General features: G+C 72.3%; 14 protein-coding genes. 2 read left to right on the top strand and 12 right to left on the bottom strand.

The genetic code is table 11. The annotated features are described in order from the left end of the window. Nucleotides 1–162: 162 nt before the first annotated feature. The 8 genes from ABWI04_RS12930 to ABWI04_RS12895 form a co-directional block, all read right to left on the bottom strand. Nucleotides 163–1,143: an aliphatic sulfonate ABC transporter substrate-binding protein gene (locus tag ABWI04_RS12930; RefSeq protein ID WP_345180936.1), complete on the bottom strand. Its 981-nt coding sequence runs from the start codon at nucleotides 1,141–1,143 to the stop codon at nucleotides 163–165. Beyond that, complete coding sequence (locus ABWI04_RS12925) at nucleotides 1,140–1,916, bottom strand: ABC transporter ATP-binding protein (protein ID WP_345180935.1); 777 nt, start codon at nucleotides 1,914–1,916, stop codon at nucleotides 1,140–1,142. The genes ABWI04_RS12930 and ABWI04_RS12925 overlap by 4 nt, the downstream gene beginning before the upstream one ends. Further along, nucleotides 1,913–2,683, bottom strand: coding sequence for an ABC transporter permease (locus ABWI04_RS12920; protein WP_353832526.1), 771 nt, complete (start codon nucleotides 2,681–2,683; stop codon nucleotides 1,913–1,915). Before ABWI04_RS12920 ends, ABWI04_RS12925 begins: the two co-directional genes overlap by 4 nt. Further along, nucleotides 2,683–4,152 carry a sulfatase family protein gene (locus tag ABWI04_RS12915; RefSeq protein ID WP_353832525.1) on the bottom strand — a complete coding sequence of 490 codons (1,470 nt, stop codon included), beginning with the start codon at nucleotides 4,150–4,152 and terminating at the stop codon, nucleotides 2,683–2,685. Before ABWI04_RS12915 ends, ABWI04_RS12920 begins: the two co-directional genes overlap by 1 nt. A 74-nt stretch (nucleotides 4,153–4,226) precedes the next feature. Beyond that, nucleotides 4,227–5,393 (bottom strand): ROK family transcriptional regulator, encoded by a 1,167-nt coding sequence (locus ABWI04_RS12910; RefSeq protein ID WP_353832524.1) that lies wholly within the window; start codon nucleotides 5,391–5,393, stop codon nucleotides 4,227–4,229. A gap of 112 nt (nucleotides 5,394–5,505) precedes the next feature. Then, the gene (locus tag ABWI04_RS12905; RefSeq protein WP_353832523.1) at nucleotides 5,506–6,309 is read right to left on the bottom strand and encodes a class I SAM-dependent methyltransferase; all 804 of its coding nucleotides are present in this window, start codon (nucleotides 6,307–6,309) and stop codon (nucleotides 5,506–5,508) included. 34 nt (nucleotides 6,310–6,343) lie between these two features. Further along, a complete protein-coding gene (locus ABWI04_RS12900) occupies nucleotides 6,344–7,081 on the bottom strand; it encodes a glucose 1-dehydrogenase (protein ID WP_353832522.1) in 738 nt (245 codons plus the stop codon). Between the two features lie 11 nt (nucleotides 7,082–7,092). Further along, the gene (locus ABWI04_RS12895; protein WP_353832521.1) at nucleotides 7,093–8,193 is read right to left on the bottom strand and encodes an NAD(P)H-dependent amine dehydrogenase family protein; all 1,101 of its coding nucleotides are present in this window, start codon (nucleotides 8,191–8,193) and stop codon (nucleotides 7,093–7,095) included. A 324-nt stretch (nucleotides 8,194–8,517) separates the two neighbouring features. Between ABWI04_RS12895 and ABWI04_RS12890 the strand changes: the two genes are divergently transcribed. After that, nucleotides 8,518–9,780: a hypothetical protein gene (locus ABWI04_RS12890; RefSeq protein WP_353832520.1), complete on the top strand. Its 1,263-nt coding sequence runs from the start codon at nucleotides 8,518–8,520 to the stop codon at nucleotides 9,778–9,780. Here the strand turns inward: ABWI04_RS12890 and ABWI04_RS12885 are convergent. From ABWI04_RS12885 to ABWI04_RS12875, 3 genes are read right to left on the bottom strand one after another with little or no spacing between them, the layout of a single operon-like run. Next, complete coding sequence (locus ABWI04_RS12885) at nucleotides 9,767–10,381, bottom strand: TetR/AcrR family transcriptional regulator (protein ID WP_345180920.1); 615 nt, start codon at nucleotides 10,379–10,381, stop codon at nucleotides 9,767–9,769. The genes ABWI04_RS12890 and ABWI04_RS12885 overlap by 14 nt on opposite strands. A 5-nt stretch (nucleotides 10,382–10,386) precedes the next feature. Next, entirely contained in the window at nucleotides 10,387–11,511 is a 1,125-nt protein-coding gene (locus tag ABWI04_RS12880; protein WP_353832519.1) for a hypothetical protein, read from the bottom strand. A 16-nt stretch (nucleotides 11,512–11,527) separates the two neighbouring features. Next, on the bottom strand, nucleotides 11,528–13,012 hold the full coding sequence (locus tag ABWI04_RS12875; RefSeq protein ID WP_353832518.1) for an FAD-dependent oxidoreductase: 1,485 nt from the start codon (nucleotides 13,010–13,012) through the stop codon (nucleotides 11,528–11,530). Between the two features lie 299 nt (nucleotides 13,013–13,311). On the opposite strand from ABWI04_RS12875, the gene ABWI04_RS12870 reads away from it, so the two are divergent. Next, on the top strand, nucleotides 13,312–13,740 hold the full coding sequence (locus ABWI04_RS12870; protein WP_353832517.1) for a hypothetical protein: 429 nt from the start codon (nucleotides 13,312–13,314) through the stop codon (nucleotides 13,738–13,740). A gap of 60 nt (nucleotides 13,741–13,800) precedes the next feature. Here ABWI04_RS12870 and ABWI04_RS12865 read toward each other — a convergent pair whose 3' ends face one another. Then, nucleotides 13,801–14,181, bottom strand: a complete 381-nt coding sequence (locus tag ABWI04_RS12865; RefSeq protein ID WP_353832516.1) for a hypothetical protein — start codon at nucleotides 14,179–14,181, stop codon at nucleotides 13,801–13,803. Nucleotides 14,182–14,250 lie beyond the last annotated feature (69 nt).

Here is a 14,250-nt window from a genome sequence, read left to right as displayed (position 1 = left end):
CCGCGCGGGCGCGGCGGCGAGCGGGGACAGGGCGGCGGTGAGGACGGCCGCGAGCGAGGCGGCGACCGTGCGGCGGCGGGACAGGGGGACGCGTTGACGGGGCATGGGGGTGTGCCTCCTCAGGGGCGGCCCGGCCGGCCGGACGCCGGCCGGGTCCGGGGGTTACTTGCTGCCGGCGTTCGTGTAGAGGCTCGCGGTGTAGTAGGCGGCCGGGTCGGGGGAGGAGGGCAGCTTGCCCATCGCGACGAAGATGTCGGACAGGCCCTTGTACCAGCCGTTCACCGTCCCGTCCCCGGTCAGCCGGGTCAGCTCCGCCGAGCTGAAGGTCCTGGTGACGGCGGACGCGCCCTTGAACTGCGCGGGCGGCACCTTGACGAACGCGGCCGCCGTCGTCTCGGCCTCGGCCGTGTGGCCGTCCACCCAGTCGTTGGCCTGCTGGAGCACCTTGATGACCTTGCGGACGGTCGCCGGATCGTCCTTCACGACCTGGTTGCGGGCGACGAAGGAGCTCGGGAACGACATCGCCGGGAAGAAGTCGGCGTTCTTGGACAGCTCGACCAGCCCGGGAGTGCGCTTCTTGATGGTGTCGATGAGCGGGTACCAGATCGCGGCGGCGTCCACCTTGCCGGAGGAGAAGGCGGTGACCACCGTGCTCGGGTCCATCGGCACGCGCTTCACGTCCTTCGGGGTCATCCCCGCCTTCTTCAGCGCGAGCTGGAGGAGCATGTCGCCCGACGTCCCCTCGGGCACGGCGACCTTCTTGCCCCGGAGCCCGGCGACGCTCGTGATCCCCGACTCCGGGGTGGCGATGATCCGGTCGGCCTGGCCGAGCATGTTCACCGCGATGATCTTGGCCTTGCCGGACGCGGGCATCCAGGTGGCGCCCGGCCCGATGTAGCCGTAGTCGAGGTCGCCGGCGCCGAGCGCCTGGATCTGGAGCGGGCCGTTGGTGAAGACCTTCAGCCGGGGCTTGAGCCCGGCCTTCTCCCACAGGCCGAGCTTGTCGGCCGCGGCGAGGGTGGCCGCGCCCGAGAAGTCGGCGATGTAGCCGAACTTCACGGTCGTCCCGCCGTCGTGCTCGCCGCCGCAGGCGGCCGGCGGCAGCAGGAGGAGCGACGCGGCCAGCAGGCGCAGAGATCTCATGGTGCTGTCCCTTCGGGGGTCGGGGCGGGGGGCTGGTGGTAGACGGCCGTCCAGACCTCGCGGCGGAGCTCGTCGAACTCCGGCGACAGGCGGATCTCCTCGGTGCGGGGATAGGGCAGCCCGACGTCGACGACCTTGTGGATCCGGCCGGGGCGCGCGGCCATGACGACCACCCGCCCGGCCAGGTACACGGCCTCGTCCACGTCGTGGGTGATGAACATGACGGTGCGGCGCTCCCGGGTCCAGGTGTCGAGGAGCCCGTCCTGGAGCTGGACGCGGGTCAGCGCGTCCAGCGCGCCGAACGGCTCGTCCATCAGCAGCACCGACGGGTCGACGGCGTAGGCGCGGGCGATGGCGCACCGCTGCTTCATCCCGCCGGACAGGGTCTTCGGGAGCGCGTCGGCGAAGTCGGCCAGGCCGACCAGGTCGAGGTAGTGCTCGGCGGTCGCGCGGCGCTCCTTCTTCGACACTCCGGCGATTTTCAGCCCGAACTCGACGTTCTTGCGCGCGCTCATCCAGGGGAACAGCGCGTACTGCTGGAAGATGACGCCGCGCTCGGGGCCGGGGCCCGCGACCCGGGCGCCGTCCACCTCGACCGTCCCGGCGTCCGGTGCGAGCAGCCCGGCGGCGAGGTTCAGCAGGGTGCTCTTGCCGCAGCCGGACGGCCCGACGACGGTGACGAACTCGCCGTCGGCGATGTCCAGCGAGACGCGGTCCAGGGCGGTGAACGAGGCGAACCGGTGGGTGACGTCCCGGAAAGAGATCTTGGTCATCGGCGCTCCTGCCATCCGGTGAGCCGCCGCTCGGCGAGCAGCAGCAGGCGGTCCATCGCGAGCCCGGTGAGCCCGATCACGATCAGCGACACGAAGATGGTCGGGAGCTCGTAGTAGAGCTGCGCCTGCTGCATCCGGTAGCCGAGCCCGCCCTGCGAGGCGATCAGCTCGGCCGCCACGACCGTGGCCCAGGACGCCCCGAGCCCGATCCGCATGCCGACCAGGATGAACGGGGTCGAGGCCGGCACCACCACGTCGGTGAACAGGGTCCGGTCGCCGGCGCCGAGCACCCGCGCCGCGTTGATCAGCGTCCGGTCGACCGAGACCACGCCCTGGTAGGTCGACACGACGCAGGACAGGAACGCGGCCAGGAAGATCACGAAGACCTTCGGGGTCTCGTCGATGCCCATCAGCACCACCGCCAGCGGGATGATCGCCAGCGGCGGGATCATGCGGAGGAACTGGAGCCACGGCTCGAACAGCCCGCGCACCACCGGGTACCAGCCCATCGCGAACCCGACCGGGACCGCGAGCACGACGCCGAGGACGAAGCCGAGCAGCACCCGGCGCAGGCTGGCGAGCAGGTCGTCGAACAGCGTGCCGTCCCCGACCAGCTCCCCGGCGCGGCGCGCCACCGGGAGCGGGCCGGGGAACCCGTCGATCCCGCTCCTGGACAGCCCGACCCAGACCGCGAGGCCCAGCGCGGCCGAGGCGAGGGTCAGCGAGGCGGAGCGCAGGCGCCCCCGCCCCCGGCCGGCGGCGGCCATCACGCGACCTCGTCCGCGACGCCGTCGACGTCGGGCGCCCGGCCGGCGCCGATGTCGGCCATGTAGCTCATCCAGGTGTAGGCGGGGTCGCCCCGGCGCAGCAGTTCCCTGTAGAGCCGGCCGGTCATGTCCCGCCGCACGTCCGCGTAGGCGGGCGCCGAGTACACGTTCCGCAGCTCGTGGGGGTCGTCCTCCAGGTCGTACAGCTCGTGGACGCTCTCGGGGTTGAACACGAGCTTGTGGCGGCGGTCGCGGATCATCCGCTGCGAGTAGGGGAAGTGGTGGCCGTGGAACTCGGCGACCACCTCGGGGCGCGGGTCGTCCTCCCCGCGGATGAGCGGCAGCAGGCTCCGGCCGTCGCAGGGGTCGCCTGGCGGCAGCCCGGCCAGGTCCAGGATCGTCGGGTGCAGGTCGATCAGCGTGGCGAACTCGTCGACCGCGCGGACGGGCGCGCCCGGCACCCGGATGATCCCGGGGATGCGGTAGATGTCCTCGTACATCGCCGGGCCCTTGTCGTTGAGCCGGTGCGCGCCGGTGAACTCGCCGTGGTCGGCGGTGAACACGACCGCCGTGTCGTCCCACAGGCCGCGCTCGCGGAGCCGGTCGAGGATCCGCCCGGCCTGCTCGTCGATCATCGTGACGTAGCCCCAGTAGACGGCGATCAGCTTGCGCCAGGCGTCGGCGTCGAAGTGGTCGGCCGACCAGTACTCGGCGTAGCGGCGCTGGACGTCGGGCTTGCCGGCGAACGTCTCGGCCATGGACGCGGGCAGCGGCACGTCCGCCGGGTCGTACAGGTCGTAGTAGGCGTCCGGGAGCAGATAGGGCAGGTGGGGGCCGTACCAGCTGCACGTCAGCGCGAACGGCCGCCCGTCGTCGGCGTACCGGTCGATCAGCTCGATCGTCCGGTCGGCGAGGAACCGCTCGACGGTCGCCTCGGCGGGCTGCTCCAGCCGCCCGGCGATCAGGTGGCCGCGCCCGGAGTCGTTGGGGGCCTTGCCGAAGACCGCGTCGCGCACCTTGAACGGCGGGTGCCCGTTGTCCTTGAGCCAGGCCTGGTAGGACGGGTGGTGGAACGGGTTCAGCGCCCCGGGCAGGTGCTCGCCGTCCATGCCGTAGTACTCGGGGCCGCGCTCGCGGCCGATGTGCCACTTGCCGACGTGGCCCACGTTGTAGCCCGCGCCCAGCAGCGGCCGGACGAGGGTGGGGAAGTCGTCGTCCACCTCGTCCTTGGCGCCGCCGTTGCGCTCGGGATTGACGAGCAGGCCGTGGCGGAACGGATGGGTGCCGGTGAACAGGGAGGCGCGGGCGGGGGTGCAGATCGCGGTCGGCGTGTAGAACCGGTCGAACCTGGTGCCCTCGGCCGCCAGCCCGTCCAGCGCGGGGGTGCGCACGACCGGGTTGCCGTAGCAGCCCAGCGTGTCGACCCGGTGCTGGTCGGTCATGAGGATCAGGACGTTGCGAGGGGGCACGGGACTCCGTTCATTAATTCCTGAGGGTTGACAGAAATAGGCGCTTTGTTGCGGGAGCGCAGGTCGGGCCGGGTCTACGGGTCCGCGGGCAGCGGGCCGGGCGGGAGGGGGTCCTGCTCCTTGAGGACCAGGGCGATCGCGCCCATCGCCGAAGCGGCGGGCCCGAGGTCGGCCGGGACGACGTCGAGCGCGCGCGGCTTGCCCGGCAGGGCGAGCTCGCCGATCGCCGACCTGATCGGATCGAGCACCAGGCCGCCGAGCGTGGCGAGGTCCCCGCCGACGACGACGCGCCGGGGGTCGAGCTGGGCCACGGTGCCCGCCAGGACCGTCCCCAGCGTGCGGGCCGCCTCGACGACCACCGCGGTCACCGCTGGCGTCCGGGACCGCGCGGCCTCCAGCAGGTCGTCGGTGCCCGTCAGCCGGACGCCCCGCGACGCGGCGGCCTCCAGCAGCGCCGGCACGCCGATCCGCCCCTCCAGGCAGCCGCGTCCGCCGCAGTGGCACCGCGGTCCCGCAGGATCGACCGAGACGTGGCCGACCTCGCCGGACGCCCCGTGCCCCCCGCGCAGCAGGCGCCCGCCGGAGATGAAGCCGCCCCCGACGCCGAACGCCCACCGCACGTAGACCACGTCGTCGGCCGAGCGCGCGGCGCCCCACGTCTGCTCGGCCAGTGCGGCGAGGCGAGCGTTGTTGTCCACCTCGACGCGGGTGCCGAAGGCGGCCTCCAGCCGTTCGGCGGCCCGCCGCCGGCGGGCGGGGCCGTCCATCGCCCCGACCAGGCCGATCCCGATGGCCTCCAGCGCGCGCAGCCCGATGCCGCGGTCGTCGCAGACCTTGCGGACCAGCGCGATGGCGAGGTCGGCCTGCTCGCTCTCGTCCGCGTCCGGCGCCGAGTCGTCCACCGCGGTGGCGACGACCTGCCGGGCGATGTTGGCGATCGCGACCCGGATCCGCCGCCGGCCGAGATCCACGCCGATCAGCAGCCCGGCGTCGGGGTTGAGGGAGACGCGGGTCGCCGGCCGCCCCCGGCCGCGGGGCCGGCCGTCGTCCTCGGCCCCCGACTCGATCACCGCGCCGCGCTCCATGAGCTCGGAGATGATGGCGAACAGCGTCGTGCGGGACAGGCCGGTGCGCTCGGTGAGGCGCGTCCGGCTCATCGGCCCCTCGCCGCGCAGCGCCGCCAGAACGGCGCCCTCATGGGCCTGCCGGAGCCGTTGCAGCGCGTCAGCCCGCTTCTCCATGCCGGGAAGCATGAACGATGCACCCGATTAATGTCAATGCTCCGGACGAAAACCTCCGGGTCGGCGGCACCCGCATCCGGGCGGGCGTCGCCGGCCCCGGCCGGCCGTCCGTTCAGGGCCGGTGCGCGGTGATGATCCAGGCGCGCGAATCGAACCGGACACCGTCGCCGTCGAGGTGAGCTGAGAGCGTCTCGCGCAGGCGGGCGACCGCACGCGCCGAGGCGTCGGGGCCCAGCCGCCGGAGCGCCTCGCTCGTGGAGGTGAAACCGCGGACCCAGCCGAGGGCGGCGTCCACGTCCGGCCCGTAGTAGACGGGTTCGTGGACGTCGGTGAAGGCGATGTCGGCGAAGCCCGCAGCGCTGAGAATCCGCTCGGCGGTCTCCGGGTCGCCGAGAGAGAACGCGTCCGGTCCGGAGGGAGCGGCGGCCTCCGCTTGCCCGGCCCCGGCGAGGGCCTGGCGGATGGCGACCTCCCATTCGTTGCGTTCGGCGGGCTGCCACACCATCATCACCAGGCGCCCGGCCGGCCGCAGCCCCCGCCCGACGTTGGCGAACGCCGCGACCGGGTCGTCGAAGAACATCGTGCCGAACCTGCTGATCGCCAGGTCGAAGCGCTCGGGCGGGAAGGGGTGGACCTGCGCGTCGGCGCGCTCGAAGGAGACGTTGCCGACGCCCTCGGCCCGCGCCAGCTCGCGGGCGCGCTCGATGGCGGGCGCGGAGACGTCGACCCCGAACGCGCTGCCCGCCCGGGCCGCGCGCGCGGCCTGCCGGGTCGTGTGCCCGGAACCGCATCCGATGTCGAGGACGTGGTCGTCGTGCCGGACGGCGGCCGCCCGGCGCAGGATCCGGTCGTGCAGCCGCAGTTCGGCGTCGTAGTCGGTGGGGCCCGTCCCGTGGTCCTTCGCGGAGTTTCGCACGGCAGTCTCCTTACCACGGCCGGACCGGCCGCGGTCAGCCCTTGTGGGGGATCTGCTGCACGGTCCCTCCGTCGATGACGAACTCGGCTCCGGTGGCGAAGGACGACTCGTCGCTGGCGAGGAAGACGACGAAGGAGGCGACGTCCTCCGGCAGGCCGGGGCGTCCGAGGGGGATCGGGACCATGTCGTCCGGGATGCCTTCGGTGAGCGGCGTCCGGATCAGGCCGGGGTGCAGCGAGTTGACCCGGACGCCGTGCGGGGCGAGCTCCACGGCGACCGACTTGGTCAGGCCCCGCAGCCCCCACTTCGAGGCCACGTAGCCGTGCGCCCAGGAGGTGCCGCGCAGGCCCTCGATGGAGGAGTTGTTGATGATCGACCCGCCTCCGGCGGCGATCAGCGCGTCGGCGGCCGCGCGGATGCCGAGGAACGGGCCGGTGAGGTTGACGTCGATGATCTGCCGCCACTTCTCCGGCCTGAACCGGTTGACGGCCGCGCCGTTGGCGATCCCCGCGTTGTTGAACAGCACGTTCAGCGCGCCGAACTCGGCGACGGTGGTCGCGACGGCCGCCGCCCAGTCGTCCTCGCTGGTCACGTCGAGGTGCACGTAGCGTCCCGCGTCGCCCAGCTCGTCCGCGACCGCCCTGCCCTCGTCGTCGAGGATGTCGCCGATGACGACCCTGGCGCCCTCGGCGGCCAGGGCCCGGGCGCTCGCCGCGCCGATGCCGCGGGCCCCGCCGCTGATCAGAGCGGTCTTCCCGTCCACACGTCCCATGGTCGCCGTCCCTATCTGCCGGTGCCCCGGTCGGTCAGCGCCGCGGCGAAGACGCCGCGGGCGGTGGTGAAAGGCAGGTCGAGCGGCGTCCGCAGCCCCGGCGGCGCCGCGACGACGTCGGGGATCGCGTTGACGATCCGCCCGGCGCCCGCGGCGATCGCGGCGTAGTTGTGGTCCCCCCTGGCGCTGGTCGGGCAGACGTCGACGCGGTAGGAGGGCTCCCCGACGATCTCGACCCGGTAGGAGCCGCCGTCCTGTGCCGGCTGCGGCCAGTCCGGCCGCAGGTCGCCGCGCAGCCGGGTCGTGTGGTCGATGACGAGGACCTCCCTGCCGCCGGCGATGCCGCTGATCTGGAACCGGACGGCCGCCATCCCGCCGGCGGGGATGTGCCCGGCGGCCACGTCGAACGCCTCCGGCGCCGGCTCCTGCTCGAACCACTCGGTGATCTCGTCGAGCTCGAAGCCGAACCCCCGGGCCAGCATCCGGAGGCTGACGCCCCACGACGCGGCCAGCATCCCCGGGCGCAGGATCTTCGGCAGGTCCCCGACGGGTCGTCCGAAGCCCATGAAGTCGAACATGACCGGACCGCCGTCGTAGGTCGCGTAGTCGGCGATCTCCGAGCAGCGCACCTGCTCCACCCGCTGGCAGGTGCTCGCGATCGCGAAGGGCAGCAGGTCGTTCACCCAGCCGGGGTCCACTCCGGTGGTGAAGAGGCTCGTGCCGCCCGCCCGGCAGGCGTCCTCGACGGGACGGATCATGCGTTCCGGCAGTAGCCCCCAGGGGTAGATCAGCGGCACCGGAGAGGAGGCGACCACGTTGCTGCCCGCGGCGAGGATCTTCCCGATGTCGGCGAGGGCGCCGGGCAGCCGGGTCTCGCCGATCGCGCAGTAGACGGTGCAGTCGGGCCGCGCGGCGAGCGCCGCCTCCAGGTCCGCGGTGGCCGCGACCCCGGTGACCACGTCGAGCCCGGCGAGCTCGCCGGCGTCGCGCCCGACCTTCGCGGGGTTCGAGACGACCAGTCCGGCCAGCTCGAAGCGGGGGTCCTCGATGAGCTGCCCCAGGGCGATGCGGCCGACGTTGCCGGTGGCCACGTGCAGGACGCGGAGGGCCATGGTGCTCCTCGACGGGAGGGGACGGTCGATAGAACGCGTTACCGGGCGCCGTGGTGACGGACGCTTCCGGCGTTCACCGCGCCGCGCCGGTCAGCTGGCTGGACACATGTCCAGCATAGGTCGAGCCTCGATCCTGTCGCAATGCCCGGCGCAGTCGGCGGGTATCCGGACAGGTGTCCGGACAGGCTTCCAGTTTGATTGGAACTCGTTCTACTATGGCGCCGAGCGCTCCGGAGTCGCGCCCGGCGTGGGACCGCGGCGCCGGCACCTCCCCGCCGCCTCGGTCGCAGGTGGACGGGACCGCCGAGGCAAGGAGAACCGCAGATGGCCGACCCGCCGGCGACGCCTCCGAGCCGGTACGCGGGCCTGACCCGCGGAGAGCTCGCGGTCGTCGTGCCCGAGCTGCTCCTGATCGGGCAGCTCATCGACCGCTCCGGGATGGCGTGGTGCATCTCCGCGTTCGGCAGGGAGGAGATGGCGCGGATCGCGATCGAGGAGTGGGCGGCGTCGAGCCCGATCTACACCAGGCGGATGCAGCGAGCCCTGGGCTACGCCCCCGAGGTGCCGGGCGAGGGCGACGTCCCGACCATCTTCAAGGGCCTCCAGCTCGACATCGGCGCCCCGCCGCAGTTCATGGACTTCCGCTACACCGTCCACGACCGGTGGCACGGCGAGTTCCACCTCGACCACTGCGGCGCCCTGATGGACGTGGAGCCGATGGGCGACGACTACGTCCGCTCCATGTGCCACGACATCGAGGACCCCACCTTCGACGCCACCGCGGTCGCGACCAACCCCAAGGCCCAGGTGCGGCCGCTCCACCGGCCGCCGCGCCGTCCCGCCGACCGGCACCCCCACTGCGCGTGGACGGTGGTCATCGACGAGTCCCACCCCGACGCCGAGGGCATCCCCCTGCTCGCCGACAACGAGCGCTCCCGCGCCGCGACCCTCGAACTCGCACCGATCGACCCGTCCGACGACGGGCTCGCCGACTACTCCGGGCCCCTGCTCTCCGACCTCGACTTCGCCGCCTTCTCCCGCTCCGCGCTGGCACGGATCGCCGACGAGGTCTGCCTCCAGATGCACCTGCTCAACCGGGCCTTCACGCTCTCCGTGGCCCGGCGGGCCGCCGACGCCGGCGAACTCCTCCGTATCCGCCGCAAGCAGCTCGTCGGCATCGCAGGCGTCGCCGCCGAGCGGCTCGCCCGCGCCCTTGACCCGCCGCGCGACGCGGAGGGAGCGGCCCGCCTTCTCGCGGTGCACCCCCTCCTCAACCCCTCGGCCTACGTCGACGCCGGCATCGAGGGCGCGAACATCGTCGTCCGCCCGTCTCCCGCGCATGAGGACGGCGCCTGGATCTCCCTCTGCGGACCCGGATGGACGACCGCGCTCCAGGCCGTCGTCCGCGCCGTGGACCCCCGCCTCGACGTCGAGGCGCACGGTTCCGGCGACGGGGAATGGCGGCTGACCGTCGTCCGCCGCGACGACCCGGCCCCGGAGCCCGACGAGGTGGCCGTCGTCCGCTTCAGCACCGGCGCCGCCTTCGCCTTCCGGCCGCGGCGCTCCCTGCCGATCACCCCTGTGTGACGGCGCCGGCGCGCAGGGCGGGGGCCAGCCACCGGTGCAGGACGGCGCGGACCTGCGCCTCGTCCCTCGGCGGCTCGCTCGGGTGCTGCAGCAGCGAGGTCAGCAGGCGCATGACGATCTCGGCGAGGCCGTCGAGCTCGTCCTCGCCGACACCGGCGGCCGCCCAGTCGACGGGGAAGCGCTGCAGCATCTCGGCGCCGTAGGCGATGGCGTCGGCGGTGGTGGCCCCGCGGCCGAAGGCGGCGGAGTCGTCGAGCTGGAGCAGCAGGCTCAGCCGCGGCTCGTTCGGGATGGTCCGCACACAGAAGATCATGCCCTCGACCACGGCCTCGGCCGGGTCGCCGATGCCCTGGAGGTGGGCGATCATCCGGTCGACGAACGACTCGGCGCCCTGGGCCGCGACCTCGCCGATGATGTCGCTGATGCGGCCGAAGTGGCGGTAGACGGTCTGGCGGGTCACCCCGAGCTCGTTCGCGACGTCGGACAGCGTCGTCTTCGCGACGCCGTGCCTGTCGATGCAGCGGACGGTCGCGTCGACGATGCGCTGCCGGGCCTCGGCCTCCGACGCGGGAGGCCGGCCTCCCCAGCCGTGGTGCCCCATGGGCCTCAGGATCGCACAGGTTCCGCCGCCCGCCGTGCCACGCTCGCGCGGAGCGCGGCCGCGATGATCCCGGCGGCGGCGACCGAGCACAGCGCGGCGTACCAGAGGCTGCCGATCGGCGTGCCCTGTTCGGTGACGCCGCCGGACGAGGCGAGGTACGCGGGCAGCGCGAGGAGCCAGAAGACGACGTGGACGCCGAGGTACAGCGCCGGATAGGTCCGCGCGAACAGCGGCGACACCGCCGGGACGGCCGTCCCGGCGCGCCGCGCCCGCCAGGCGTCGGCGAGCAGGAGGAGGCCGGCGACCCAGACCGCGGCGAGCTCGGCGCCGAGGATCGCCCGCTGGATCCCGAGGCGGCCCTCGAAGGCGCCGCTGGGGGCGCTCACGACGATCATCGCCAGGGGCGCCACGGCCCCGGCGACCAGCGTGCGCCGACCGATCCGCGGGCCGGTGAGGGCGCCGCGGCCGTCCCGTCCACCGGTCAGGCGGACGACGAGGTAGGTCATGGCCCCGAAGGAGACCGAGGCGAAGAGCAGCATGCTGTTCATCGGCACCGAGGCGAGCGCCGGCTGGTTGATCTTCTCGTTCGCCTCGTTCCACGCCCACCACCTCAGCTGCGGGCCGAGCTGGTCGAAGACCTCGTAGAAGACCTGGCACGCGAACGCGACCGCCACCGAGCCGGCCAGCGGCCCGCGCCGTGCGAAGACGCCGAGCACCCGGACGAGCTCGTAGGCGAGCTGCGAGATCGCGGGATAGAACGCCACGATGTACAGCGGCAGCCGGTCGTACATGAACTGCACGGTGAACACGTTGTGGGAGAAGATGAACCCGACGTGGTCCTGCAGACCGAACCAGCCGGGAAAGTACAGCGGCGGCTCGATCACGGCCAGGTAGACGACCGAGGCGAACCACAGCGAGATGTTGACCGGATCGCCGTCGCGCCGCCACCGCCGCCACGCGTGCACCAGGGCGAACACCGCGCCGCCGACGATGAGCGGTTCGAGCACGGCCATGGTGCCGTCGGCCAGGTCGAACGGGTTGCGGAAGCTCACCACGGCATCGGCGCCGTGGCAGGAGAAACCGAGTTCCCCGGCGACGCGCTCGGCCGCCGGATCGCAGGTGGGACCCATGAGCCGCCTCCCGGCGTCAGGTGCCGACAAGGTCGTCGCCGCGGGCCGGAGAGGCGCCGCGGGGGCCGGTGTAACCGGTGAAGTCGATGCCGGGCGGATCCCTCCGGTCGTCGAACCCGTGGGGCACGACGGTGCGGCCGAGCCGTTTCCGCAGCTCGTACCGCACGACGCCGAACCAGAACCGCGGATCGGCGGCCATCTGCCGGAGCGACCTGTCGAGGTTGAACACCTGCGCGAACGTCCGCTCGACGTAGGCGTCCTCGCGGCTCGCGGCGGTGATGGCGTTGAAGACGGGCCAGCTCAGGCGCGCGGTGAGCCTGCGGCGCCAGGCGGCGGCGACCTCGGTCCCGGTCGCGAAGTCGTACGCCTGGTCACGGGCCATCGCCAGCATCCAGGGGACCTGGAGCGACCTCCTCTGCCCGCGCAGGAACTCGCGCATGAACGCGAGGTCGACGGCGTCGCGCCTGCGCAGCACCTCGTCGAGGATGAGAGCGGAACGGGCGGCGGAGCTCATCCCCTGGGCGTAGAAGGGGTTGAAGGCGCAGATCGAGTCACCGACGCACACCAGCCCGATCGGGGGCGTCCCGAGCAGGTCGTAGCGGCGCCACTTGTTACCGGTCGAACGGGTCAGATGCACCCCGGAGGTCGGAGTGCAGGCACGGGCCGCCTGCGCGAACACCGGTGTCCGCACACGGTCCAGCGCGTCCTCGAACGCCTCCACCCTGCGCGGCATCTCGATGCCCCACGACCCCATGCACACGATGGCGCGCTCGCCCTCGATGGGGAAGAAGTTGCTGAGGAACTCGTGCTCGGCAGGGTGGTCGCCGCCGTCCTGGGTCGGGGTGATGACCAGGTGCTTCCACCACCACGTCTCCGGACGCCGCCCCGCCGGGGGCAGGTCGTACCAGCGCGAGGTGTAGGTGACCTTGGCGTCGAGCGTCTTCTCCGGAGGCGCGGGCCACCCGGCGGCGCCGAGCCAGTCCACGACCGAGGAGCCGCGACCGAGCGCGTCGACGACCAGGTCGGCGGCCAGATGACCGTCGCCGCACTCGACCCCCACGACGCGACCGCCCGTGGAGCGGAGCCCGGTGACGGTCACGCCCTCGCGGATCTCGATGGCCGGCAGCTCGCGGACCTTGTCGCGCAGGACCCGCTCGATCAGCACACGGGAGCTGTACACCATCGTCATCGAGCCGGTTTTGCGCGGCGCCCAGCCGTCGTTCTCGCAGTAGGCCGCGTCCATCGACGGCATCAGGTGCATCCCGCCCGCCGCGATGAGTGCCTCCTCGAACCCGGGGAAGATCTCTCCGATCGCCCGCCGGCCGGAGTTGAGAAGGAAGTGCGGGTGCTTGCTCTGCGGGACGCCCCGCCGGTGCTCGGCCTCCGGCGGCAGCCGGTCCCGTTCCAGCACGACCACCCTCGCGAAGTGCCGGGCGAGCACCCCCGCGGCGCACAGCCCCGCCACACTCCCGCCGAGCACCACGGCCGTCCCGCGCGGCATCCCGCCACCACCCATCCATTCATACACACAACGAGTGAATGTATGATTAACCCAGGCCGAGCCGCCGCGCAAGGGCGCGGCCCTGACGAACCGGCCCCCGCCGGCCGCTGCCGCCCCCTCCGGCGCCGCGCTGCCGCCGAGGCGTGCAGGTAGCCATAAACATAGAAATTTGCAGCCTAAGGCTGATAAAAACACCATTCGGCGGCCGAGAGAGAATCTACTGGTTCGTAATGTCCGGCCTACTGAAATGATCTCCTCTGGCGGGTGAAACTGGTGCTCGCAAACAGAAGGAGGGGTGTATGCGAAAAACCGCTTGTCTCGTCATGGCGGTCGTCGCGTCAGGGGTGCTGACGGCGGCTCCGTCCGCCGAGGCCGCCCGCCGCGAGAACGTCACCAAGACCTTCGACGTCACCTTCGCGAAGCAGTGGGACTCCAAGAGGTTCTCCCAGAACGCGGGCACTGACACCTTCAAGTGGCAGTGCCTCGGCGTCCCCGGCGAGCCCTACTACTTCGAGATCTACAAGTACGACACCATCGTCAGCCCGCCGAGAAGGGTCCTCGACAAGGACTACAAGTGCAAGATAAAGGACGACGAGGGGAAACCGCTCATCATCACCGAGAGCGTGCAACTCGAATACGGCGTCTACACGCTCCGGTTCAGTAAGCCGCCGGGCCCCGACGGCATCCATGTCAAGGGCACGGGCACCTACCCGAAGCAGACCGACTGATCACCGCATTCCGGCGGTACGCCGCGTCCCGGCGTGCCGCCGGTACGCGGCGGCGTTCCCTCAGGCCGGTGCGCCGGCGCTGAAGGGCGGCTCGGGAGGGTCGGCGCCTTCGCCGCCGCCCGCGACCCTCACCTCCCAGGAGGGCTCCGCCGCATCGTCGAGGTGGAGCCACACGTACACGGCGGGGTAGGGCTTGCCCACCGGATCGAGAGGCGGGTCGGTGGCGGCGGAGGCGAGGCGCTGGGCCAAGATGCCGGCGTATCTCGTGGCGAACTGCTGACGGAGGCCGACCTGCACCACGGTCGTCGCCCGGTCGCCCTGCCAGACGGTGAGTTGGTCGCCGGTCACCCCGATGCTGGTGATGGTGTCCGAACGGATGAGGTGGATGTCTTCGGTCACCAGCCAGACCACTGGAGAACTCGTGAACGCGTCAGGCTCCATAGCAGCGGAGCCTAGAGGCGCTCCACGCATCCGAAAAGGTGTGCGGCGCTCCGATACGCGTGCGGACAC

This window comes from Actinomadura sp. NPDC000929 (assembly GCF_040492065.1).
In the GTDB taxonomy this organism is placed as follows: domain Bacteria; phylum Actinomycetota; class Actinomycetes; order Streptosporangiales; family Streptosporangiaceae; genus Spirillospora; species Spirillospora verrucosospora.
The sequence above is the reverse complement of the archived record's forward strand: the minus strand, read 5'-3'. Positions and strand labels throughout refer to the sequence as shown.